Source organism: Mycobacterium shinjukuense, from assembly GCF_010730055.1.
Taxonomy (GTDB): Bacteria; Actinomycetota; Actinomycetes; order Mycobacteriales; family Mycobacteriaceae; genus Mycobacterium; species Mycobacterium shinjukuense.
On the sequence record NZ_AP022575.1, the window covers coordinates 3,863,699 to 3,887,506 of the forward strand.

22 protein-coding genes and 2 tRNA genes are annotated in these 23,808 nt (G+C 66.0%); 12 read left to right on the forward strand and 12 right to left on the reverse strand.

Annotated features, from left to right (window positions below):
- Nucleotides 1-36: 36 nt before the first annotated feature.
- Complete coding sequence (locus G6N20_RS17395; RefSeq protein WP_083049360.1) at nt 37-1,254, forward strand: N-acetylmuramoyl-L-alanine amidase; 1,218 nt, start codon at nt 37-39, stop codon at nt 1,252-1,254.
- A gap of 27 nt (nt 1,255-1,281) precedes the next feature.
- Here G6N20_RS17395 and G6N20_RS17400 read toward each other — a convergent pair whose 3' ends face one another.
- The 9 genes from G6N20_RS17400 to rpmH all read right to left on the reverse strand — a co-directional run bounded on the left by G6N20_RS17400 (nt 1,282) and on the right by rpmH (nt 7,900).
- Nucleotides 1,282-2,037 carry an acetyltransferase gene (locus G6N20_RS17400; protein WP_083049363.1) on the reverse strand — a complete coding sequence of 252 codons (756 nt, stop codon included), beginning with the start codon at nt 2,035-2,037 and terminating at the stop codon, nt 1,282-1,284.
- Nucleotides 2,038-2,364: 327 nt separating this feature from the next.
- Complete coding sequence (locus G6N20_RS17405) at nt 2,365-3,354, reverse strand: ParB/RepB/Spo0J family partition protein (protein WP_083049365.1); 990 nt, start codon at nt 3,352-3,354, stop codon at nt 2,365-2,367.
- Entirely contained in the window at nt 3,351-4,286 is a 936-nt protein-coding gene (locus tag G6N20_RS17410) for a ParA family protein (protein WP_083049429.1), read from the reverse strand. The genes G6N20_RS17405 and G6N20_RS17410 overlap by 4 nt, the downstream gene beginning before the upstream one ends.
- A 101-nt stretch (nt 4,287-4,387) precedes the next feature.
- Complete coding sequence (gene rsmG, locus G6N20_RS17415; RefSeq protein ID WP_083049368.1) at nt 4,388-5,161, reverse strand: 16S rRNA (guanine(527)-N(7))-methyltransferase RsmG; 774 nt, start codon at nt 5,159-5,161, stop codon at nt 4,388-4,390.
- 70 nt (nt 5,162-5,231) lie between these two features.
- The gene (locus G6N20_RS17420; protein ID WP_083049371.1) at nt 5,232-5,837 is read right to left on the reverse strand and encodes a Jag family protein; all 606 of its coding nucleotides are present in this window, start codon (nt 5,835-5,837) and stop codon (nt 5,232-5,234) included.
- Nucleotides 5,838-5,934: 97 nt separating this feature from the next.
- Nucleotides 5,935-7,062 (reverse strand): membrane protein insertase YidC, encoded by a 1,128-nt coding sequence (yidC, locus tag G6N20_RS17425; protein ID WP_083049374.1) that lies wholly within the window; start codon nt 7,060-7,062, stop codon nt 5,935-5,937.
- Nucleotides 7,046-7,291, reverse strand: a complete 246-nt coding sequence (gene yidD, locus G6N20_RS17430) for a membrane protein insertion efficiency factor YidD (RefSeq protein ID WP_232065539.1) — start codon at nt 7,289-7,291, stop codon at nt 7,046-7,048. The genes yidC and yidD overlap by 17 nt, the downstream gene beginning before the upstream one ends.
- 86 nt (nt 7,292-7,377) lie before the next feature.
- The gene (rnpA, locus tag G6N20_RS17435; RefSeq protein WP_083049434.1) at nt 7,378-7,734 is read right to left on the reverse strand and encodes a ribonuclease P protein component; all 357 of its coding nucleotides are present in this window, start codon (nt 7,732-7,734) and stop codon (nt 7,378-7,380) included.
- A gap of 22 nt (nt 7,735-7,756) precedes the next feature.
- Nucleotides 7,757-7,900 (reverse strand): 50S ribosomal protein L34, encoded by a 144-nt coding sequence (gene rpmH / locus G6N20_RS17440; protein WP_083049437.1) that lies wholly within the window; start codon nt 7,898-7,900, stop codon nt 7,757-7,759.
- 558 nt (nt 7,901-8,458) lie between these two features.
- On the opposite strand from rpmH, the gene dnaA reads away from it, so the two are divergent.
- From dnaA to G6N20_RS17485, 9 genes are all read left to right on the forward strand, one after another.
- Complete coding sequence (dnaA, locus tag G6N20_RS17445) at nt 8,459-9,979, forward strand: chromosomal replication initiator protein DnaA (protein ID WP_083049377.1); 1,521 nt, start codon at nt 8,459-8,461, stop codon at nt 9,977-9,979.
- A gap of 523 nt (nt 9,980-10,502) precedes the next feature.
- A complete protein-coding gene (gene dnaN / locus G6N20_RS17450) occupies nt 10,503-11,702 on the forward strand; it encodes a DNA polymerase III subunit beta (protein WP_083049379.1) in 1,200 nt (399 codons plus the stop codon).
- Between the two features lie 20 nt (nt 11,703-11,722).
- The gene (recF, locus tag G6N20_RS17455) at nt 11,723-12,880 is read left to right on the forward strand and encodes a DNA replication/repair protein RecF (protein WP_083049382.1); all 1,158 of its coding nucleotides are present in this window, start codon (nt 11,723-11,725) and stop codon (nt 12,878-12,880) included.
- Nucleotides 12,877-13,425, forward strand: coding sequence for a DUF721 family protein (locus tag G6N20_RS17460; RefSeq protein ID WP_083049385.1), 549 nt, complete (start codon nt 12,877-12,879; stop codon nt 13,423-13,425). The genes recF and G6N20_RS17460 overlap by 4 nt, the downstream gene beginning before the upstream one ends.
- Before the next feature lie 254 nt (nt 13,426-13,679).
- A complete protein-coding gene (gene gyrB / locus G6N20_RS17465; protein ID WP_083049440.1) occupies nt 13,680-15,707 on the forward strand; it encodes a DNA topoisomerase (ATP-hydrolyzing) subunit B in 2,028 nt (675 codons plus the stop codon).
- 10 nt (nt 15,708-15,717) lie between these two features.
- Nucleotides 15,718-19,362: an intein-containing DNA gyrase subunit A gene (gene gyrA, locus G6N20_RS17470; protein ID WP_083049387.1), complete on the forward strand. Its 3,645-nt coding sequence runs from the start codon at nt 15,718-15,720 to the stop codon at nt 19,360-19,362.
- Nucleotides 19,363-19,514: 152 nt separating this feature from the next.
- The gene (locus tag G6N20_RS17475) at nt 19,515-20,390 is read left to right on the forward strand and encodes a DUF3566 domain-containing protein (RefSeq protein WP_083049389.1); all 876 of its coding nucleotides are present in this window, start codon (nt 19,515-19,517) and stop codon (nt 20,388-20,390) included.
- Between the two features lie 90 nt (nt 20,391-20,480).
- Nucleotides 20,481-20,554 (forward strand) — tRNA-Ile (locus G6N20_RS17480).
- Nucleotides 20,555-20,698: 144 nt separating this feature from the next.
- Nucleotides 20,699-20,771 (forward strand) — tRNA-Ala (locus G6N20_RS17485).
- Nucleotides 20,772-20,888: 117 nt separating this feature from the next.
- Here G6N20_RS17485 and cwsA read toward each other — a convergent pair.
- Nucleotides 20,889-21,317 carry a cell wall synthesis protein CwsA gene (gene cwsA / locus G6N20_RS17490; protein WP_083049392.1) on the reverse strand — a complete coding sequence of 143 codons (429 nt, stop codon included), beginning with the start codon at nt 21,315-21,317 and terminating at the stop codon, nt 20,889-20,891.
- A 142-nt stretch (nt 21,318-21,459) separates the two neighbouring features.
- Here cwsA and G6N20_RS17495 point away from each other — a divergent pair, with 142 nt between their 5' ends.
- On the forward strand, nt 21,460-22,008 hold the full coding sequence (locus G6N20_RS17495) for a peptidylprolyl isomerase (RefSeq protein ID WP_083049395.1): 549 nt from the start codon (nt 21,460-21,462) through the stop codon (nt 22,006-22,008).
- A gap of 83 nt (nt 22,009-22,091) precedes the next feature.
- Here the strand turns inward: G6N20_RS17495 and G6N20_RS17500 are convergent, their stop codons facing one another.
- Nucleotides 22,092-22,499 (reverse strand): PH domain-containing protein, encoded by a 408-nt coding sequence (locus G6N20_RS17500; protein ID WP_083049443.1) that lies wholly within the window; start codon nt 22,497-22,499, stop codon nt 22,092-22,094.
- A gap of 155 nt (nt 22,500-22,654) precedes the next feature.
- Nucleotides 22,655-22,936: a cell division protein CrgA gene (crgA, locus tag G6N20_RS17505; protein ID WP_083049398.1), complete on the reverse strand. Its 282-nt coding sequence runs from the start codon at nt 22,934-22,936 to the stop codon at nt 22,655-22,657.
- Between the two features lie 123 nt (nt 22,937-23,059).
- Between crgA and G6N20_RS17510 the strand changes: the two genes are divergently transcribed.
- Entirely contained in the window at nt 23,060-23,803 is a 744-nt protein-coding gene (locus G6N20_RS17510; RefSeq protein ID WP_083049401.1) for a DUF881 domain-containing protein, read from the forward strand.
- Nucleotides 23,804-23,808 lie beyond the last annotated feature (5 nt).

The following is a 23,808-nucleotide window of genomic DNA, read 5'->3' on the forward strand; positions in this document are numbered from 1 at the left end:
ATCAGCGATGTCAGTTAGTCCCGGAGGGCCCTTGGTATGCCGAGTCCGCGCCGCGAAGACGGCGACGTGCTGCGCTGCGGTGATCGCAGCGCCGCTGTTACCGAGATCCGAGCTGCGCTGGCCGCACTGGGGATGCTGGACCATCCCGACGAAGACCTGACCACCGGCCGGCACGTCGCACCCGATTTGTTCGACGAAGAGCTCGACCGCGCGGTGCGTGCCTTCCAACAACATCGTGGACTGCTGGTGGACGGCATCGTCGGCGAGGCCACCTATCGCGCGCTCAAGGAGGCCTCCTATCGGCTGGGCGCGCGCACGCTGTACCACCAATTCGGTGCCCCGCTCTATGGCGATGACGTCGCCACCTTGCAAGCCCGCCTGCAAGACCTCGGTTTCTACACCGGTCTGGTCGATGGATATTTCGGACTGCAAACCCACAACGCGCTCATGTCATACCAACGCGAGTACGGACTGGCTGCCGACGGCATTTGCGGCCCAGAAACGTTGCGCTCCTTGTACTTTCTTAGTTCGCGTGTCAGTGGCGGTTCGCCACACGCGATTCGCGAGGAAGAACTGGTCCGCAGCTCCGGCCCGAAACTTTCAGGCAAGCGAATCATCATCGACCCCGGCCGTGGCGGTGCCGACCACGGTCTGATCACCCAAGGTCCGGACGGTCCTATCAGCGAAGCAGACGTGTTGTGGGACTTGGCAAGTCGACTCGAAGGACGGATGACGGCCATCGGCATGGAGACGTTCCTGTCGCGGCCAACAAATCGCAGCCCGTCGGACGCTGAACGGGCCGCCACCGCCAATGCTGTTGGCGCAGACCTCATGATCAGCCTGCGATGCGAAACTCACCGCAACCCAGCGGCTAACGGGGTGGCCTCCTTTCACTTTGGCAATTCACATGGTTCGGTCTCCACCATCGGCCGCAACCTGGCTGATTTCATTCAACGAGAAGTAGTGGCGCGCACCGGTTTACGAGATTGCCGTGTGCATGGCCGAACCTGGGATCTGCTGCGACTGACGAGGATGCCGACGGTTCAAGTCGATGTCGGCTACCTCAGCAATCCACATGACCGCAGGATGCTGATCTCGACGCAGACCCGCGACGCCATCGCCGAGGGTATCCTCGCCGCGGTCAAACGACTGTACCTGTTGGGCAAGAACGACCGGCCCACTGGTACGTTCACGTTCGCCGAGTTGTTGGCCCACGAATTGTCCGTCGAGCGCAGCAGGCTCGGCGGTTCGTAGTTGTCGGCCCCTAACACCCAAGGGTCGCTAGCCCTGGGGCTCCCGCGACTGCAACGTGTTGGCGGCCGTCGAAGCCGCCCCCACCGGCTGCTGCAGCTGCGCATTCTCCAGCAGGCGTTCCAGGGCGGCCTCGACCTCGGCCTTCCAGCCCAGCCCTTTGTCCAATTCGAGGCGCAGCCGCGGGAAATACTTATGCGGTGCCACCACGACAAACCCCTCGTCCGTCAAGAAGTCGGCGTCGATGACGCAGTGCTCCACGGAACAATCGCCCAGAGCCTCCAGCACCGGCCGCACGTCGGTGTCCGCCGTGGCCGGATCCTGTAGGCCGGCGGCTGCCGGCGTGCGGCCGAAGGCCTCCAACGCCCGCACGCCGCGCCGCACCAGTTCGTCGATCACCCGAGCGATCAGGCTATGCGGCAGGTCGTCGGGCGCTTGTCCGCGCTCGACACCCATCGATGTCAACAGCACGGCATCGGCGGACACCGGGGCGGTGGGAAAGCGATGGGCCCGGGGGACCGCGCGCGGCGGCGCGTAAAGCACATACCCCACGCAGGGCGGTTCGCTGTGGCCGCGGTCGTCGGGAAGCGCGGTCGCCACCTGACCGCATGAGCCCCACTCCAGCATCACCATCGACAGCCAGGCTTCTTTTTCGAATTCCGGGTCGGCCAGGTGGTCATCCTTGCCCAGGGTCGCCGGGTCGACCTCCCAGAACACACAGCGCCGCGCATGCTTGGGAAGCTGCTCGAAAGCCTCCAGCCGCAGCGCGGTGATACGAGCTGACACTAGTCTCCTGGCCTCCGTGCGGTACTGGCGCTCCGATGCGAGTCGTATGGCCCGCATCGTCGCGAAGCGAAGCCAATGCCCCCGCTCCTCCGCGGCCCGCGTCGTCGCCAGGCGAAGCCATTGGCCCCAGGCTGATGTGCACCAGCAACCCCTCCAGGATAGGAGAGTCGGCGGCGATCGGGCCAGTATTGGCCGGTCGCGTCACTCGGCGCCGGGCCCCAACCCGAAAGGCGGGGCACCTCACCGAGTGGCGATATCCGGCGCCGGATGGACGGACACCAGAAGGCCACGCAGTGTCACAGTGACGTAACGGCGGCCTGTCTGCGGTCACGGCTTATCGGTGGTCATCAAGCCCACGATGCGCTGCAAGTCGTCCACCGAGCCGAACTCCACCACGATCTTGCCCTTGCGTTTGCCGACGCTGACGGTCACCCGGGTGTCGAAGGTGTTCGATAGGCGTTCAGCGACCTCATGCAGGCCGGGCATCTGGATTGGCTTGCGCCGCGGCGGCGCCGGCCTGGTCGGGTTCCCGCCGGCACGATTGGCCAACGTGACCGCTTCCTCGGTGGCACGCACCGACAGCCCCTCCGCGACGATCCTGCTCGCCAGTTCTTCCTGTGCCTCCGGGCCGGCGTCCAGAGACAGCAATGCGCGCGCGTGGCCGGCGGACAGCACCCCCGCGGCCACCCGGCGCTGGACCGGGATCGGCAATTTCAGCAACCGGATCATGTTGGTGATCAGCGGCCGGGAGCGGCCGATGCGGGCGGCCAACTCGTCGTGGGTGACCCCGAATTCGTCGAGCAGTTGCTGGTATGCCGCGGCTTCCTCCAAGGGGTTCAGCTGCACCCGATGGATGTTCTCCAGCAGCGCATCGCGCAACATGGTGTCGTCGCCGGCCTCGCGGACGATCGCCGGGATGGTGGCCAGGCCGGCCTCCTGGGCAGCCCGCCATCGCCGCTCCCCCATCACGATCTGATAGCGAGCGCCGCGCGGGGACCCCGGCGCCGCCCGCACCACGATCGGTTGCAAGAGCCCGAATTCCCGGATGGAGTGCACCAGCTCCGACAGCGCCTCCCCGTCGAACACCTGCCGCGGCTGCCGAGGATTGGCTTCGATGTCGGCCGGTGCGATCTCGCGATACACCGCGCCGATGGCTGCGCCGTCCGGTAGCGGGCCGCCGATCACCACGTCGGCGGCGGCGGCACCCATCCGTGGTCCGAAGGCCGGCGGCCCGGATTCACCGTCGGCGGGGCCGGTGGGGATCAGTGAGGCCAATCCCCGACCGAGGCCGCCCTTCCTGCGTGACGGCTGCGTCATGGTCGTCCCTTCCCGGCTGGTGGTCGATCGCGCTGCGCCAGTTCACGGCTGGCGTCGAGATAACTCATCGCCCCGCGCGAACCGGGATCGTAATCGATGATCGTCATGCTGTAGCCCGGCGCTTCGGAAACCTTGACGCTGCGGGGGATCACCGTGCGCAGCACCTTGCCGCCGAAATATCGGCGCACCTCCTCGGCCACCTGGTCGGCGAGCTTGGTGCGGCCGTCGTACATGGTGAGGATGACGGTTGTTACCTCGAGTTGCGGGTTGAGGTGAGCCCGCACCATCTCGATATTGCGCATCAGCTGCGACACGCCCTCGAGGGCGTAATACTCGCACTGGATCGGAATCATCACTTCCGGGGCCGCGACGAGCGCGTTGATCGTCAGCAGACCCAGCGACGGCGGGCAGTCGACAAAGACGTAGTCGAAGTCGAAGTTGTCCAATTCGGCCAGGGCGGTGCGCAACCGGTTTTCGCGCGCCACCATGCTCACCAATTCGATCTCGGCGCCGGCCAAATCGATGGTGGCCGGCACGCAGAACAGCCGCTCGCTGTGCGGACTGCGCCGCAGCGCCGCCCGCAACGAGACCTCGCCGAGGAGTACCTCGTAGGAAGAGGGCGTGCCGGACGGCCGATCGGTGATGCCCAGCGCGGTGCTGGCGTTGCCTTGGGGATCGAGATCGACGACGAGCGCCTTGAGGCCTTGCACGGCGAGCGCGGCGGCAAGATTGACGGCGGTGGTGGTCTTCCCCACGCCGCCCTTCTGGTTCGCCACGGTGAACAGCCGTCGTTGGCGGGGCCGCGGCAACGGATCGTGGGTGGTGTGCAGGACCCGCATGGCACGTTCCGCGGCCGCACCGATCGGAGTGTCGATTTCGGCCGATGTTTCACGTGAAACATTCACCGTCGGATTGTGCGCCACGCCGGCCATCGCGGCCACCCCGCACCCCGGACCGGCTGCCGAACCCGACACATCCGTTCCCGCTGCGCTGGACCGGTGCGCCGGCGTGGGAACCGCGTGCGAACGAAACGTCATGCCGTTCCCCTGTTCGCCAGCCGTGCCGACCGGTGCGCCGCCGTTCCGCGCCGCGCTAGCACCACGATTGCGGGCGGATGCAAAAAGTTCGCGCCACATGTGACTACCCTGACATCCGCGGCGCCGGCCGCGGCCATTACACGCCGGTGCTCCCGGACTTCGTCGAGCGCCCGCTCCCCCTTCATCGCCAGCATCCGCCCATCCTGCCTCAACAAGGGCAAGCTCCATCTCGTCACCTTGTCCAATGTCGCCACCGCGCGCGACACCACGGCGTCGCTGCCGCCCAGCCGCTCGCGCACCCACGGCTCCTCGGCGCGTCCGCGAACCACTTCCACGGCCAACCCCAGGTCCGTCACCACCTCGTGAAGAAACTCGCTCCGGCGCAGGAGCGGCTCGAGCAGAACCACACGCAGGTCGGGGCGCGCTATCGCCAACGGCAGACCCGGAAGGCCCGCGCCGCTGCCGATGTCGACGACCCGGTCGCCGCGATCCAGGAGCTCACCGATCACGGCGCAGTTCAACAGGTGCCGCTCCCACAACCGGGTTGCTTCGCGAGGGCCGACAAGCCCGCGTTGCACCCCGGCGCCCACCAACGCCGCCGCGTATTGCCGGGCGACGTCCAGCCGCGAACCGAAGAGGGCGGCTGCCACGTCGGGAACGGCTACGTCGGGCGCCGCGGCGTCCCGCTCGGCGGTGGCCGATGTCACCGCGTCGGCCATCGCCGTCGGCTCCGCCCGCGTACCACGGCCGACATGTTTCACGTGAAACATCCTCCGTTTCCCGGGCACGCTGCACCACGCGAACTACACGGCTGTAACTTCTCGTCAGGGTTCGGCTCGCTCACTGATTGGTCGCGGGCCGGTCACGCAACACCACGACCCGACGCGCCGGCTCGGTGCCCTCGCTTTCGCTGCGCACACCCGGCACCGCCGCCACCGCATCGTGCACGATCTTGCGTTCGAACGGGGTCATCGGCGCGAGCTCCTCGCGTTTACCGGTCTCGGCCACCCGCCGGGCCACCTTGTCACCCAATGCGGCCAACTCTTCCCGCCGCCGCCGCCGCCAGCTCGCGATGTCCAGCATCAGCCGGCTCCGCACCCCCGTCTTTTGGTGCACCGCCAGCCGGGTTAGCTCCTGTAAAGCGTCGAGCACCTCGCCGCCGCGGCCTACCAGCTTGTTGAGGTCGTCGCTGCCGTCAATGCTCACCACCGCCCGGTCGCCCTCGACGTCCAGGTCGATGTCGCCGTCGAAGTCCAGCAGATCCAGCAGTTCTTCCAGATAGTCGCCGGCGATCTCGCCCTCGGCGACCAACCGCTCCTCCAGATCGTCGGGTTCCTCGGCGCCAGCACCCGGGCCGGCAACGGCGCCCGACACCGCCGGGTCCTCCGCGCCGCCGTCGGTCGGGGTATCGGCGGCGTCCAGTTCGGTGCTGTCGGCGTCGGTCATGGCGTTCTCGTCCCTCTCCCCTCAGGGTTGGTGTTCAAGTGATTCACGGTGGCCGGGGTCGCCGGGCCGACACGCCCGCAGGGCTGCGGCACCGTCGTCACCGTTTGCGCTTCTTCGGTCGGGCACCCGGGCGCGGAGTGCGGCTGCTCGGGCCACCGTTGCCGCCCGCCGGGTTCGACTTGTCCGCCGCCGCCTTGCCCCCCCGGGCTTCCGGCGCGCCGCCATCGGGCTTGGAGCCCATCGAATCGGGTGTGACCCCACCGGCGTCCCTGGACGATTCGGTACCACCGCTCCCCGACGGCTTCCCGGCGCGCTTGGGTTTGGCGCCCGGCGCCGGCGCGTTCGCCGCGCGCCGCTGCAGGGCTTCCCGCTTCTTAGCTTCATCTTCCCGTTCGATCATGCCGAACACGTAGTGCTGCTGGCCGAACGTCCAGATGTTGTTGGAAAACCAGTACAAGATGATGGCCAACGGAAGGAACGGTCCGCCCACCACCACCCCGAGCGGAAACACATACAGCGCTAGCTTGTTCATCATCGCCGTCTGGGGATTCGCCGCCGCCTCCGGGCTCTGCCGGGCTATCGATGCGCGGCTGTTGAAGTAGGTGGCGACGCCGGCAAGGATCATCACCGGCACACCCACCGCGATCACCGCGGGGCGGCTGAAGTCCACGAAGGCGTCCAGCCCGCCGCGTTGTGTCATCGACGCGCCGATCGGGGCACCAAACAGGTTGGCGTCGAGGAAGTGGCCCACATCGGTGGGCGTGAACACGTAGTTGCCGGTCAGCCGGTTTTCGATCACCGACATTTCGGGCTGCCCGAAGCCGCCCGTCGTGCGGTTGAACGAACGCAGCACGTGGTAAAGCCCCAGGAACACCGGGATCTGCGCCAGCATGGGCAAGCAACCCAGGATCGGGTTGAAGCCGTGCTCGCGTTGCAGCTTCTGCATTTCCAGCGCCATGCGCTGACGATCCTTGCCGTACTTCTTCTGCAGCGCCTTGATCTGTGGTTGCAGTTCCTGCATCTGCCGGGTGGTGCGGATCTGCCGAACGAACGGCTTGTACAGCAGCGCCCGCAGGGTGAAAACCAGAAACATCACCGACAGTGCCCAGGCGAAAAAGTTCGACGGCCCCAGCACCAGCGCGAACAGCTTGTACCACAGCCACATGATCCACGACACCGGGTAGTAGATGAAGTCGAGGCTGAAGACGTCAAACAACAGGCTCACTCTCCCCTGGCATCGTTGCGGCGCCCCGGCCGGTGCCCGCCTTCTCGGCCCGTTCCCGGCGCTCCGGGATCGGATCCCATCCTCCCGGATGCCACGGTCCGCATTTGGCCAGCCGGACCACCGTCAACCAGCCCCCCCGGGTTAGGCCGTACTCGGTGAGCGCGTCCACGGCGTACTTGCTGCAGGTGGGCACGAACCGACAGGATGCCGGCCGTAACGGGGACACCATGTGCCGATACAGCTCGATCAGGAAGACCAATCCCCGCGCTGCGCTCGCGCCCCGGATCACACCGATGGGCCCGGCCGTGCATGGCTTCACCGGTCGGTACCCGCACCGTCGACAGCGCGCTGCAACCCGGTTCGCACCTGTTGTTCTAACCACGCCGACGACACCCGCCGGCTGCTCGGCAACGCGCGAATCACCACCTGGTCGCACGGATGCAACGCAGTCAACATCGGCCGGACGACGTGTCGCAGCCGGCGCGCCACCCGATGACGATCCACCGCCGAGCCCACTCGCTTGGTGATGATCAACCCGACTCGTGGGCCGGTTGGGTCGTCGGTGTCCCGCCGGACATGAACCACCATGTCGGGCAGCGCGGTTCGTGTCCCATGCTTCACCGCGGCATCGAATTCCGTCGACCGCCTCATGCGGTTATGTGCCGAAAGCACCGCCACCACGCCCGGCGCCGCATCAGGCAGACAGCGCGCGACGACCCTTACGGCGCCGGCCGGCCACGATGGCTCGCCCCGCCCGGGTACGCATCCGCAGTCGAAAACCGTGGACGCGGGCTCGGCGCCTGTTGTTCGGCTGAAAGGTCCGCTTGCCCTTGGCCACGGCGTTCTCCTCGCTGTGTCTGGCATAAACCATCCGGCCGCTATGCTTCCCGAATCGATCGGCCGAAGGTGGTCTCGCTACTGGCCGGCGCGGTCCCCACACCGATGGTCCAGGTCGCAGCCGTATCGCCGACTTTCGGGCGACTTTTTGAGGGTACTGACGAGCCTTCGCCCGGTCAAACCTCACCGTCTACTCGCCACCGCACCGTCTTGGTGGCCCGGGCCCAACCCCTGCCGGCCGACCACCCGACTCGATCACGATCACGAATTACACCACCGGAACACAAAACAACGGTTGGCAGCCGCACCGAAAACTGTTAGCTTCGGGCAGTGCCGTTCCAGACCTGATGCGGCGGTCGACAATGAAGCGAAGATGGCGATCGATTCGCTGCCCAGACAACCGTTCGGCTAGTCTGCAGCACCAAGATCGCGAGCCGTTGCCCATAGGCAACGGCAAGCTTTCGACCGTCTTGTCCACAGCTGTGGATAACCAATGTGGACAGCTGCTTTGTCGTCAACAACGGTTGCACGCCGACCGTCGGACCAGGGAGATGCGTCGTTGACCGATGACCCCGGTTCCGGATTCGCCACGGTATGGAACGCGGTCGTCTCCGAACTCAACGGTGAACTCAGCAACGGCACCACCCTGACCGCGCCGCTGACCCCTCAGCAACGGGCGTGGCTGAACCTCGTGCAGCCACTCACCATCGTCGAGGGGTTTGCCCTGTTATCGGTGCCCAGCAGCTTCGTGCAACACGAAATCGAACGTCACCTGCGTACCCCCATCACCGACGCGCTCAGCCGTCGACTCGGCCACCAAATCGAGCTCGGTGTGCGTATCGCTCCACCTTCACCCAACGACCTCGACGACGACTCCCTGCCGGCCGACTCGCCGCCGGACTCCTTCTCCCATACCAAAGACGCCGGTGCGGAACTGCCTACAGATCGTGACGACCCCGATGACACCGGGGAAACCCTCGGCGCCCACCACGGTTGGCCGGCCTACTTCGCCGAGCGCCCGCATAGCACCACCACCTCTGCCGCGGGTGGGACCAGCCTCAACCGTCGCTACACCTTCGACACGTTCGTCATCGGTGCATCCAATCGGTTCGCGCACGCCGCCACCCTGGCCATCGCGGAAGCACCGGCCCGCGCCTACAACCCGCTGTTCATTTGGGGCGAATCCGGCTTAGGCAAAACACATCTGCTCCACGCCGCCGGCAACTACACGCAACGACTGTTCCCCGGCATGCGGGTCAAATACGTCTCCACCGAGGAATTCACCAACGACTTCATCAACTCGCTGCGCGATGACCGCAAGGTTGCCTTCAAACGCAGTTACCGCGACGTCGACGTGCTGCTGGTCGACGACATCCAGTTCATCGAAGGCAAGGAAGGCATCCAGGAAGAGTTCTTCCACACCTTCAACACGCTGCACAACGCCAACAAACAGATCGTCATCTCCTCCGACCGGCCGCCCAAGCAACTGGCCACCCTCGAAGATCGGCTGCGAACCCGATTCGAGTGGGGGTTGATCACCGACGTGCAGCCCCCCGAGTTGGAAACCCGCATCGCCATTCTGCGCAAAAAAGCCCAGATGGAACGCCTCGCGGTGCCCGACGATGTCCTCGAGCTGATCGCCAGCAGCATCGAGCGCAACATCCGCGAACTCGAAGGTGCGCTCATCCGAGTCACCGCGTTTGCCTCACTGAACAAGACACCGATCAACAAGGCGCTGGCCGAGATCGTGCTTCGCGACCTCATCGCCGACGCCAGCACCATGCAAATCAGCGCGGCCACCATCATGGCCGCCACCGCCGAATACTTCGACACCACCGTCGAGGAACTGCGTGGTCCGGGCAAGACCCGGGCGCTAGCACAGTCGCGGCAGATCGCGATGTACCTGTGCCGTGAGCTCACCGACCTGTCACTACCCAAGATCGGCCAGGCGTTCGGTCGTGATCACACCACCGTGATGTATGCCCAGCGCAAGATCCTGTCCGAGATGGCCGAGCGCCGGGAGGTGTTCGATCACGTCAAGGAGCTCACTACCCGCATCCGGCAACGCTCCAAGCGCTGATCCAGGCAGCGATTTCCACCCTTTTTCGCAAAAACTTCCCTCACCCCAGCCACACCAGTCACAGGTCTCCGGTGTGGCGATTTCTGTGCACAAACCGGCACGCCGCCGGGCATCCCTGGGGGCTGGGGTGCATAGCAGTGCTTTATCCCCAACGGCTCAACACCGACCGCACAGCCATCGGCGGTGTCATCCACACCCCGTCGGGATCGCTAGCTGCGCCGACGCCGACTGTCCCCAACGTCCACACGCCTTAATACTGTTATTGAAGATGTCTTCGACGTCTCGACTTTGAAAAGCAGCGCTGGGGATACCGGCTCCACGTCACCGGATCGCGGCCCGGCTAACCGGCCTGTCGCCAGCGCAGACTAGCTTTTCAGTTGGCGCTCAAAGCTCTACGGTTGGTGTGCGACCGCAGTTGTGGGCACCGGGCGGACCGGCTAGCACCGATGTTCGTCACTGGGAGTCCCCGCACCCGCGGGGGAGCTACTGGAGTTTGAAACTCATCGTGAGGTGAAGGGACGCAATGGACGCGGCTACGACACGGGTTGGCTTCACCGACTTGAAGTTCCGGTTGGTGCGCGAGCCCTTTGCCGATGCGGTGTCGTGGGTGGCCAAAAATTTGCCCACCAGGCCCACCGTCCCGGTGCTCGCGGGAGTGTTGCTGACCGGTTCGGACGACGGCCTGACGATCTCCGGATTCGACTACGAGGTTTCCGCCGAAGTGGAGGTTGCCGCCGAAATTGCCTCTCCGGGCAGCGTTTTGGTATCTGGACGGTTGTTGTCCGACATTACCCGGGCGCTGCCGAACAAGCCGGTTGACTTCTACGTCGACGGCAACCGGGTGGCATTGACCTGCGGAAACGCCCGGTTTTCGCTGCCCACGATGGCGGTTGAGGATTACCCGACGCTGCCCGCGCTGCCCGAAGAAACCGGCAGGTTACCCGCGGAGGTGTTCGCCGAGGCGATCGCCCAGGTTGCCATCGCGGCCGGCCGCGATGACACGTTGCCGATGTTGACCGGGATCCGGGTCGAGATCTCCGGAGAAACGGTGGTTTTGGCCGCGACCGACAGGTTCCGGTTGGCGGTTCGCCAGCTGACCTGGTCGGCGCTGGACCCCGAGATCGAGGCCTCGGTGTTGGTGCCGGCCAAGACGCTGGCCGAGGCGGCCAAAGCCGCCACCGACGGTTCCGATGTTTCGCTGTCACTGGGTGCTGGAACGGGGATCGGAAAAGACGGGCTGCTGGGTATCAGCGGGAACGGCAAACGCAGCACCACTCGGCTGCTGGACGCCGAATTTCCAAGGTTTCGGCAATTGCTGCCCACCGAACACACCGCGGTGGCCGTCATGGACGTTGCCGAGTTGACCGAGGCGATCAAGTTAGTCGCGTTGGTGGCCGACCGCGGCGCGCAGGTGCGCATGGAGTTCGCCGACGGCGTGCTGCGGCTATCGGCTGGCGCCGACGACGTGGGCCGAGCCGAGGAAGACCTGGCGGTCGATTTTGCCGGCGATCCGCTGACGATCGCGTTCAACCCGACCTACCTGACCGACGGCTTGGGGTCAGTGCACACCGAGCGGGTGTCGTTTGGATTTACCACTCCGGGCAAGCCCGCATTGCTACGGCCGGTGTCGGCCGACGAAACGGTTCCGACCGGCGCCGGGCCGTTCCCGGCGGTGCCGACGGATTACGTGTATCTGCTGATGCCGGTTCGGTTGACGGGCTGATCGCGGTGGCGCCGAAGTAGGTGTACGTCCGGCGGTTGGCGCTGCGTGACTTTCGATCCTGGGCGCACGCAGAGCTTGAATTGTATCCCGGGCGCACGGTGTTCGTCGGCCCCAATGGCTTTGGTAAGACGAATCTTATTGAAGCGCTGTGGTATTCGACCACCTTGAGTTCCCACCGTGTCGCCACCGATGTGCCGCTGGTCCGTGTGGGAGCGGACCGCGCGGTGGTTTCCACCATCGTGGTCAGCGGGGGTAGGGAATGCGCGGTCGACGTGGAGATCGCCGCCGGTCGGGCCAACAAGGCGCGGTTGAACCGATCACCGGTGCGCAGCACGCGCGAAGTGGTCGGGGTGCTGCGAGCGGTGTTGTTCGCCCCCGAAGATTTGGCTTTGGTGCGCGGGGATCCGGCGGACCGCCGCGGCTACCTCGATGACCTCGCGACCGTGCGCCGGCCGGCGATCGGGGCGCTGCGTGCCGAGTACGACCGGGTGCTGCGGCAACGTACCGCGCTGTTGAAATCGGTGTCTGGAGCTCGAAGTCGAGGCGACCGGGGTGCCCTGGACACCCTCGACGTGTGGGACAGCCGGCTGGTCGAGCACGGGGCCGAGTTGATGGCGGCGCGCATCGACTTGGTGAATGCGTTGGCGCCGGAAGTGCAACGGGCATACCAGCTGTTGGCGCCGGAATCACGGTCGGCTTCGATCGGTTACCGTCCCAGCATGGCAGCGATCGGTGCCGGCGACCATTGCGGCACCGATCGCGGGGTGCTGCGCGCCGGTCTGCTGGCGGCGCTGGCGGCGCGCCGCGACGCCGAGCTGGAGCGCGGGGTATGTCTGGTGGGTCCGCATCGTGACGACCTGGAGCTGCGACTCGGTGATCGGGTCGCCAAAGGTTTTGCCAGCCACGGGGAGTCGTGGTCGTTGGCGGTGGCGCTGCGATTGGCGGCCTACGAATTGTTGCGTGCCGACGGCAGCGAGCCGGTGTTGCTGCTCGACGATGTGTTCGCCGAATTAGATGCCACCCGCCGCCGCGCGCTGGCCTCGGTGGCCGAGTCGGCCGAGCAGGTGCTGGTCACCGCGGCGGCGCTGGACGACGTCCCGGCGGGCTGGGACGCTAGGTTGGTGCACGTCGATCTGCGCGAGGGCGACACCGGGCCGGTATCGGCGGTGCGGCCGTGACCGGGTCCGACGCGCACCGCGGCGAGCAAGTACCGCCGCCGGAGATCGACCTGGTGAGACGAACCCTGCAGGAAGCCCGCGCGGCGGCCCGGGCGCGGGGACGCGACGTCGGCTGGGGCCGTGCGGCGCCGGTGGCCCCGCGTCGGGTCGCCGGGAAACGACGCGGCTGGTCGGGGCCCGGGCCCGACGTACGCGATCCGCAACTCCTGGGCCGGTTGGCACGCGAACTGGCGACCAAGCGCGGCTGGTCTATACGCGTTGCCGAGGGCACGGTGTTCGGCCGGTGGAGCGCGATGGTCGGCCAGCAGATCGCCGACCACGCCACACCGACCGCGCTGAGCGACGGGGTGCTCAGCGTGGCCGCCGAATCCACGGCGTGGGCGACACAATTGAGGATCATCCAAGCCGAGTTGTTGGCCAAGATCGCCGCGGCCGTCGGCAGCGGTGTGGTGACATCGTTGAAGATCACCGGCCCGGCGGCCCCGTCGTGGCGAAAGGGGTCGCGACACATCGCGGGCAGGGGACCCCGCGACACGTATGGATAGCCGGGCGCGACGCGGGTGCGGCGACACCGGCGGGCTTGGCGTGGGCGACGTCTCAGAGCCACTACGACGAACCGAACCGGCACGCCCAACTCGGGACGCACCGGAGACGAAGAAACCGGGCACACGGCGCGGTTAGCTAGGTAGAAACACCCCGAGAAAATCGGTGCCACCAGCCGATCACGGTAAGGTGGTGTGGTGCGACCGCTGCGGTGATGGGACCGCTCGCATGCAACCCCAAGGAGAGCATTCGGACCGTGGCTGCCCAGAAGAAAAAGGCCCAAGACGAATACGACGCGGCATCGATCACCATTCTCGAAGGGCTAGAGGCCGTCCGCAAACGCCCCGGCATGTACATCGGCTCCACCGGCGAGCGCGGGTTGCACCACCTCATCTGGGAGGTGGTCGACAACGCGGTGGACGAGGCGATGGCCGGGTATGCGACCACGGTCGACGTTGTGCTGCTCGAGGACGGCGGCGTCGAGGTGGCCGACGATGGCCGAGGGATCCCGGTCGCCATGCACGCTTCGGGAATACCCACCGTTGACGTCGTGATGACCCAACTGCATGCCGGGGGGAAATTCGACTCGGACGCCTACGCGATATCGGGTGGTCTGCACGGTGTCGGCGTTTCGGTGGTCAATGCGCTGTCGACCCGCCTCGAGGTGGAGATCAAACGTGACGGCTACGAATGGTTCCAGGTCTATGAGAAGTCGGTGCCGGTGGGTCTTAAACAGGGCGCGCCAACCAAGAAAACCGGGTCCACGGTTCGGTTCTGGGCGGATCCGAATGTCTTCGAAACCACCGAATACGACTTCGAAACGGTTGCCCGCCGGCTACAAGAGATGGCCTTCCTCAACAAGGGGTTGACCATCAACCTCACCGACGAGCGGGTGACCCAGGACGAGGTGGTCGACGAGGTGGTCAGCGATGTCGCCGAGGCACCCAAGTCGGCGACTGAGCGCGCGGCCGAATCGGCCGCGCCGCACAAGGTGAAGCGGCGCAACTTCCACTATCCCGGTGGCTTGGTCGATTTCGTCAAACACATCAACCGCACCAAGAACGCGATCCACAGCAGCATCGTGGATTTCTCCGGCAAGGGAACCGGGCACGAGGTCGAGATCGCGATGCAGTGGAACGCCGGGTATTCCGAGTCGGTGCACACCTTCGCCAACACCATCAACACCCACGAGGGCGGCACCCACGAGGAGGGCTTTCGCAGCGCGTTGACGTCCGTGGTGAACAAATACGCCAAGGACCGCAAGCTGCTCAAGGACAAGGATCCCAACCTCACCGGCGACGACATTCGAGAAGGCCTGGCCGCGGTGATCTCTGTCAAGGTCACCGAGCCGCAGTTCGAGGGCCAGACCAAGACCAAGCTGGGCAACACCGAGGTGAAGTCGTTCGTGCAGAAGGTCTGCAACGAACAACTCACCCACTGGTTCGAATCCAACCCCTCCGACGCGAAAGTTGTTGTCAACAAGGCGGTGTCGTCGGCGCAGGCACGCATCGCGGCACGCAAAGCGCGAGAGTTGGTACGCCGCAAGAGTGCCACCGATCTCGGCGGTCTGCCCGGCAAGCTGGCCGACTGTCGCTCCACCGATCCGCGCAAGTCGGAACTATATGTCGTGGAAGGAGACTCGGCGGGCGGTTCCGCCAAGAGCGGGCGTGACTCGATGTTCCAGGCGATCCTTCCGTTGCGTGGCAAGATCATCAACGTCGAGAAGGCCCGGATCGACCGGGTGCTGAAGAACACCGAAGTCCAGGCGATCATCACCGCGCTGGGCACCGGCATCCACGACGAGTTCGATATCAGCAAGCTGCGTTACCACAAGATCGTGCTGATGGCCGACGCCGACGTTGACGGCCAACACATCTCGACGCTGTTGTTGACGCTGCTGTTCCGGTTCATGCGACCGCTGATCGAGAACGGACATGTGTTTCTGGCACAACCGCCGCTGTACAAGCTGAAGTGGCAGCGCGCCGATCCCGAATTCGCCTACTCCGACCGGGAACGCGACGGTCTGCTGGAGGCGGGGCTGAAGGCCGGCAAGAAGATCAACAAGGAAGACGGCATCCAGCGCTACAAGGGCCTGGGCGAAATGGACGCCAAGGAGTTGTGGGAAACCACCATGGATCCCTCGGTGCGGGTGCTGCGTCAGGTGACGCTGGACGACGCCGCCGCCGCCGACGAGCTGTTCTCCATCCTGATGGGTGAGGACGTGGACGCGCGCCGCAGCTTTATCACCCGCAATGCCAAGGACGTTCGGTTCCTCGACGTTTAGGACAACCTAGATGACAGACACGACGCTGCCGCCTGACGACTCCGTCGACCGGATCGAACCGGTCGACATTCAGCAGGAGATGCAGCGCAGCTACATCGATTATGCGATGAGCGTGATCGTCGGCCGCGCGCTGCCGGAAGTGCGCGACGGCCTCAAACCGGTGCACCGCCGCGTGCTGTATGCGATGTTTGACTCCGGGTTCCGACCGGACCGCAGCCACGCCAAGTCGGCGCGCTCGGTCGCCGAGACCATGGGCAATTACCACCCGCACGGCGACGCGTCGATTTACGACACCCTGGTGCGGATGGCGCAGCCGTGGTCGCTGCGCTATCCGCTGGTCGACGGCCAGGGCAACTTTGGCTCGCCGGGCAACGACCCACCGGCGGCGATGAGGTACTGCACCTCCGGAGATACATTGGTGCGCTTGCCATTTGGGCAGTCTGTGCGGATCGCCGATGTGGTCTCGGACGCCCGGCCCAATTCGGACAACGAGGTCGAGCTGAAGGTCCTGGATCGGCACGGCAACCCGGTGGTGGCCGACCGGCTGTTCCATTCCGGCGACCATCAGACCTACACCGTGCGCACCGCCGAGGGCTATGAGGTCACGGGTACGTCGAACCACCCGTTGTTATGCCTGGTCAACGTTGGCGGCGTGCCCACACTGCTGTGGAAGCTCATCGAAGAGATCCGGCCCGGCGATTACGTCGTGCTGCAGCGGACCCCGCCAGTGGAATTGGGTCCAGCGGACTGGCACGACGTCATGGAAGCGCTGCTGCTGGGCGCCTTGATCAGCGAGGGTTTCGTATCCGACACACGCGCTGGATTCAATAACCTCGACCGCGACTATTTCGACGTGTGTGGGCAACGGTCGGCGGGCAAGGTGGTACCCGACTGGCTGTGGCACTCGCCCGCCGCCGTGAAACGCGCCTTCCTGCAGGCGCTGTTCGAAGGTGCCGGTTCGTGCTCGAGATTGCCGCGCAACACCATTCAGGTGTCGTACTCGACGCGCAGTGAGCGCCTCGCCGCCGATGTCCAGCAGCTGCTGCTGGAGTTCGGTGTCGTGTCTAGGCGCTACCGACATGCTGTCGGCGAGCACAAGGTCGTCATCACCAACCGAGCCCAGGCCGAACTCTTCGCCACCCAAATCGGTTTCGGTGGTGTCAAGCAAACCAAGCTGACGACGATCTTAGGCTCCATGTCACCGTGCGCCGGGATGGACGGCGACCACGTTCCCGGGCTGGCGAGGTTCATCCGCAAGCACTGCGGCAGCCGGTGGGTCGACAAGGACTGGCTGAACCGCCACAATATCGACCGCATCCAACGCTGGCGCACCCGCGGAGCAGAAATCCTGTCGCACATCGCCGACCCCGACGTGCGTGCCATCGCCACCGACCTGACGGACGGCCGGTTCTACTACGCGCGCGTCGCTTCCGTGACCGACGCCGGCGTGCAGGCGGTGTACAGCCTGCGCGTGGACACCGAGGACCACGCATTCCTGACCAACGGCTTTGTCAGCCACAACACCGAAGCCCGGTTGACCCCGTTGGCGATGGAGATGCTACGGGAAATCGACGAGGAGACAGTCGATTTCATCCCCAACTACGACGGCCGGGTGCAGGAGCCGACGGTGCTGCCCAGCCGGTTTCCCAACCTGCTGGCCAACGGCTCCGGCGGCATCGCGGTCGGCATGGCCACCAACATCCCGCCACACAACCTGCGCGAGCTTGCCGATGCGGTGTTTTGGGCGCTGGACAATTACGATGCCGACGAAGAGACGACGCTGGCCGCCGTCATGGAACGGGTCAAGGGTCCCGACTTCCCGACCGCCGGACTGATCGTCGGTTCCCAAGGGATTGCCGACGCCTACACGACCGGCCGCGGTTCCATCCGGATGCGCGGAGTCGTTGAGGTAGAAGAAGATTCACGCGGCCGCACCTCGCTGGTCATCACCGAGCTGCCGTATCAGGTCAACCACGACAACTTCATCACCTCGATCGCCGAACAGGTCCGTGACGGCAAGCTCACCGGCATCGCCAACATCGAGGACCAGTCCAGCGACCGGGTCGGTCTGCGAATCGTCATCGAAATCAAGCGCGATGCCGTGGCCAAGGTGGTGCTCAACAATCTCTACAAGCACACCCAGCTGCAGACCAGCTTCGGCGCCAACATGCTGGCGATCGTGGACGGCGTGCCGCGCACGCTGCGGTTGGATCAGCTGATCCGCCACTATGTCGACCACCAACTCGACGTGATCGTCCGGCGCACCACCTACCGGCTGCGCAAGGCCAACGAGCGGGCCCACATCCTGCGCGGTTTGGTCAAAGCGCTTGACGCGCTGGATGAGGTCATCGCTTTGATTCGGGCGTCGGAGACCGTCGACATCGCCCGGGCCGGGCTGATCGAGTTGCTCGACATCGACGAGATCCAGGCCCAGGCGATCCTGGACATGCAGCTGCGGCGGCTGGCCGCCCTGGAACGCCAGCGCATCATCGACGACCTGGCCAGGATCGAGGCCGAGATCGCCGACCTGGAAGACATCCTGGCCAAACCCGAACGGCAACGGGGGATCGTGCGCGACGAGCTCGGCGAGATCGTCGACAAGCACGGCGACGACCGTCGCACCCGGATCGTCGCTGCCGACGGCGAGGTCAGCGACGAGGATCTGATCGCCCGCGAGGACGTCGTCGTCACCATCACCGAAACCGGATATGCCAAGCGTACCAAGACCGACCTGTACCGCAGCCAAAAGCGCGGCGGGAAGGGCGTGCAGGGCGCGGGGCTCAAGCAAGACGACATCGTGCGGCACTTCTTTGTGTGCTCGACCCACGACTGGATCCTGTTTTTCACCACGCAGGGCCGGGTGTATCGGGCCAAGGCCTACGAGCTACCCGAAGCCTCCCGCACGGCGCGCGGCCAGCACGTCGCCAACCTGCTGGCCTTCCAGCCCGAGGAGCGCATCGCCCAGGTCATCCAGATCCGCGGCTACGAGGACGCCCCGTATCTGGTGCTCGCCACCCGCAACGGTCTGGTCAAGAAGTCACGGTTGACCGACTTCGACTCCAACCGCTCGGGTGGAATCGTGGCCATCAACCTGCGCGACAACGACGAACTCGTTGGCGCCGTGCTGTGTTCGGCCGGCGATGACCTGCTGCTGGTGTCGGCCAACGGGCAGTCCATCAGGTTCTCGGCGACCGACGAGGCGCTGCGGCCAATGGGCCGGGCCACCTCCGGCGTGCAGGGCATGCGGTTCAACCCCGACGACCGGTTGCTGTCACTGAACGTGGTCCGTGCGGGTACCTATTTGTTGGTTGCCACGTCTGGCGGCTACGCCAAACGCACCGCGATCGAGGAGTACCCGGTGCAGGGGCGCGGCGGCAAGGGCGTGTTGACCGTGATGTACGACCGGCGGCGCGGCAGGTTGGTCGGGGCGTTGATCGTCGACGACGACAGCGAGCTTTACGCGATCACCTCCGGCGGCGGAGTCATTCGCACGGCGGCGCGCCAGGTCCGCAAGGCGGGACGGCAGACCAAGGGCGTGCGCTTGATGAACCTGGGCGAGGGCGACACACTGTTAGCCATCGCACGCAACGCCGAGGAAGGCGCCGACGAGAATGGTTCGGGCGACGCCCGCGGAGTGGGCGCACCGCCCGCCTGACAATGGGTTGGGTAGGTCGGCCAGACGCTGGATCGGCCCGGGAGATCCCGGGCAACTAGACTCAGCCCGACGACGATGCGGGCGGTGCCCGACGACGATGCGGGCGGGGCCTACGGAGGAGTCGGGCCTGGGAACACATGTGAGGAGCCGGGGTGACTTCACCGAACGAGCCGGGCGCCCCCAACCAGGGCGATAGCCCCACTGGGGATGGGTTGGCCGAGCTTACCGGCACACACCGGGCGACGAGCGGACCCAGCCGCCTGCCAGATGCCGCAGACACACCACCCTGGCAACGCGGGGCCGCCCGACCACCGCACCCAACGCAGTGGCACGCGTCCGATCCCCCCACCGAGGTGCGGCCGCCCGGCTCCACCTCGGCAGAGGCCCGATTGAACCGCTTCATCGCCGGTACCTCCGCACCGGCTGCCGGTGCGGCCGATGTCTCGGCAATGCGCGGCGACGGTCCGCCTGTGGAGGCCTACGCCAGCGAGTTGCCCGATCTGTCGGGCCCCATCCCCCGCGCCGCACCGCGCAAGCCCCCACCCGAGCTACGCCCGGAGGTGCCCAGCGTGCCGGCCGTCGGACCCGACACCGGCCGCTCGGCGACGCCGGAAGGCCGAGAAATCCGCGAAAGCCGGGTTCAGGTGGCCTCCCGACGAGCCCGCGGACCGGTGCGGGCCAGCATGCAGATCCGGCGGATCGACCCCTGGAGCACGTTGAAGGTGTCGCTGCTGCTCTCGGTGGCGCTGTTCTTCGTGTGGATGATCGCGGTGGCGTTCCTCTACCTGGTGCTCGGCGGCATGGGTGTGTGGGCCAAGCTCAACAGCAACGTCGGCGACCTGCTGAACAACACCAGCGGCAGCAGCGGGGAACTCGTTTCCAGCGGCACCATATTCGGTGGCGCTGTGCTGATCGGGCTGGTCAACATCGTCCTGCTGACGGCGCTGGCCACCATCGGCGCGTTCGTGTACAACCTGACGACCGATCTGATCGGCGGCATCGAAGTGACCCTGGCAGACCGGGACTAAGACCGGACCAAAGCAGGACCAACCTGGACTAACGCGTTTTGGGAGGCGGGCGGCAATTGCGGTAATCTCGTTCGGCCGCCCGCACAGCGCGGGCCTATAGCTCAGGCGGTTAGAGCGCTTCGCTGATAACGAAGAGGTCGGAGGTTCGAGTCCTCCTAGGCCCACGACCAGGTGCCCGTCCCGACGGTGTGGGTGGCGCGGCAGCTGGCGGTGCTGGCCGCGGCGGCGATGGTGCGGTCGCGACGCGATGTCGGGGTCTGGCACCTGGCGGCAGATCCGAGCTCTGGTCAGGCGCCTGACTACGAAGAGGGGCCTTAGCTCAGTTGGTAGAGCACCGCCTTTGCAAGGCGGGGGTCAGGGGTTCGAGTCCCCTAGGCTCCACTACGACTAGGTCGACGGGCGCTGGCCCACACCGAAGCCGGCCGGTGCCGGCCACCTAATCCTAATCCGCCGTGCGCCGACAACCGTTCGCAACCCATCGGGGCCCGGTCGGCTGAGCTACGGCCGGGGTTGGACGTCCACGCTCGGTGGCAGCGGCGACGGCTCGGGGCGCATCGAGCGCCGGACGATGGTGAAAGCGACGGCACCCCCGGCCAGGACCACGGTGGTGGTCGCCGCGGCAATCAACCAGGTTCGCTTGTTGTGCCGTTGGGACCGGCGAACGTCCTGGATGACCTGCGGCAGGTTGGCGACCGCTTCCTGGGCGGCGGCCAGTTCTTGCGCGATCGTGTCTTGGGCGGCAGCGATCTCCTGGGCCAGCCGGCCTTCCCGGTAGCGGCGCCGAAGCTGCGACGCGGTCGCGCGCGCGGATTGCACCCCGAGTCCGACGACTCCGCGGGTGACGTCCACCGGTCCCACCGCCGAGTAGGTCAGGCCGCGGGTCAGCCGCTCCCGTGGGGTCAACCGGGTTTCTGCCGTTGTGCTCATCTGCCGCCTTTCTGTCTTCGGAACCCAGAGCTACGCAAAGTACCTCCACAGACTGCCACCATAGGAACGCCGGCGGGCATAATGCCCGCATGCCACACCGTTCCGCCGGGAGGGGCACCGGACGCAGGAGCCACAGTGCCTAATGGCAGACTGTGCTCCCGTGACCACCAGCCCCATCCAGACCGCCACCGCCACACTGCACACCAACCGGGGAGACATCAAGATCGCCCTGTTCGGAAACCACGCGCCCAAGACCGTCTCGAACTTCGTGGGCCTGGCCCAAGGCACCAAGGAGTACTCGACCCAAAACGCGTCGGGCGGTCCCTCGGGCCCGTTCTATGACGGCGCCATCTTCCACCGGGTGATCCGGGGGTTCATGATCCAGGGGGGCGACCCGACGGGTACCGGCCGCGGCGGCCCGGGCTACAAGTTCGCCGACGAGTTCCACCCCGAGCTGCAATTCGATAAGCCCTATCTGCTCGCGATGGCCAACGCCGGCCCGGGCACCAACGGCTCACAGTTTTTCATCACCGTCGGCAAGACCCCGCACCTGAATCGGCGCCACACGATCTTCGGCGAAGTGGTCGACCCGGAGTCACAGCGGGTGGTCGACGCGATCTCGAACACGCCCACCGACGGTAACGACCGGCCCACCGACCCGGTGGTCATCGAGTCGATCACGATCTCCTAAGCCCAAGTCGCCGCGACGGCGCGCACAATGCCGGCCGCAGCGGCGTGTCGACGTAGCGCCACGCGGCCTCGCGGACGACGGGCTCAGTACCCAGCCGCGGTCAACGCGTCGAGCACCCGCAGCGGGTCGGTGCCGAGATCCCAACGGGACAAGACCACCAGTCCCCCGGCGACCGTTTCGATCTCCAGCAGCCGGACCGTGCGAGCGTAGCGGCGGAACTCCGAGATCCGGATGATCTTGATCTGCGGGCGGGACATTACCTGCGTCCGAAACCAGCCCCGGATCGCCAGGCCGTCGGGGGTGATTGCCAGTTTCGGGCGCGCGCGCCAGGAGAAGCTCGCAAACAGGATCAGACCCAGGGCGGCAATGCCCGTCATGAAGCGACCCACCGGATCTGTGACCAGGGTCACACAGGCGGTAGCCATCACGAGGCCGCCGACTCCACAACCAGCGATTCCTGCGGCCTTAGGCTCCCATTGTGTTTGCTGCACGCGCTGCCTAAACCCTCCCACCACGATGGATACGGTTATCCACAGACGCTATCAACAGTGGGGATGAATCACACGCGTGTGATTGAACGCCAACAAGGTTGCTGGCTCAGTAAAGAACCCACGGCAAGATGAATTCATTACGCCCGCGTCAACGGTCAGTGCCAGCGCATCGTGAGCAACAGGCCGGTGATCATGAAGGCGAACGCGATCGCGTAGTTCCACGGGCCGAGGTCGGCCATCCAGCGCAGCGCCGCGGGCGCCTGACTGCCGAGGGCGGCCAACTGAAACACCATCAACCAGACGAGGCCGATCAACATCAGACCGATGAACAAGGATACGAACCACACACTCGACGGTCCGGCCTTGACCTTCACCGGTGTGCGGCTGACCGCGCTGACGGCGAAGCCGTTCTTCTTGCGGACCTTGGACTTGGGCATTGTTACCTCGTGGATACCTCAACAAGACGAGTGGGACGGTGCGACGAGTACGGTTGCAGCTGGGGGCATACCGTGGCTACGAGCCTAACCCACCCGGCACCGTGACCAGGAAACGGAGACGCGATGATCGATGGGCGCCGCTCCGCGTGGCGCCTCGGCGTCCCGCCGGTGTGTTTGCTGGCCGGGCTGCTGCTGGCCGCCACCCACGGGGTGTCTGGCGGCGCCGAGATTCGTCGCAGCGACGCTCCGCGCCTGGTCGACCTTGTCCGCGAGGCGCAGGCGTCGGTGGACGGGCTCAACACCCGACGGGAAGCGCTCACCGACCAGATCGACGCGGTGCACGGCCGCTCATCGGATACGGCGTTGGCGGCGATGCTCAGACGAGCCGCCGAGCTGGCCGGTGAGGCGAATATGAACCCGGTCCACGGGCCGGGCCTGGTGGTCAGGCTCGATGACGCGCAACGCGACGCCAACGGACGCTTTCCGCGCGACGCCTCCCCCGATGACCTGGTGGTGCACCAGCAAGACATCGACGGTGTCCTCAACGCGCTGCGGAGCGCGGGCGCGGAGGCGATTCAGATGCAAGACCAGCGCATCATCGCGACCTCCGTCGTGCGCTGTGTCGGCAACACGTTGTTGCTCAACGGGCGCACCTACAGCCCGCCCTACACGATCACCGCGATCGGCAACGCCGCCGCCATGCAAGCGGCGCTGGCGGCCGCTCCCCTGGTGAGCCTCTACAAGCAGTACGTGGTCCGATTCGGCTTGGGCTACCACGAAGAGGTCAAGCCCGACGTGGCGATCGTCGGGCATTCCGGGGTGCCGCCGCTGCATTACGCGCAGCCCGCGGGTCCGATCGGATACTGAACCGG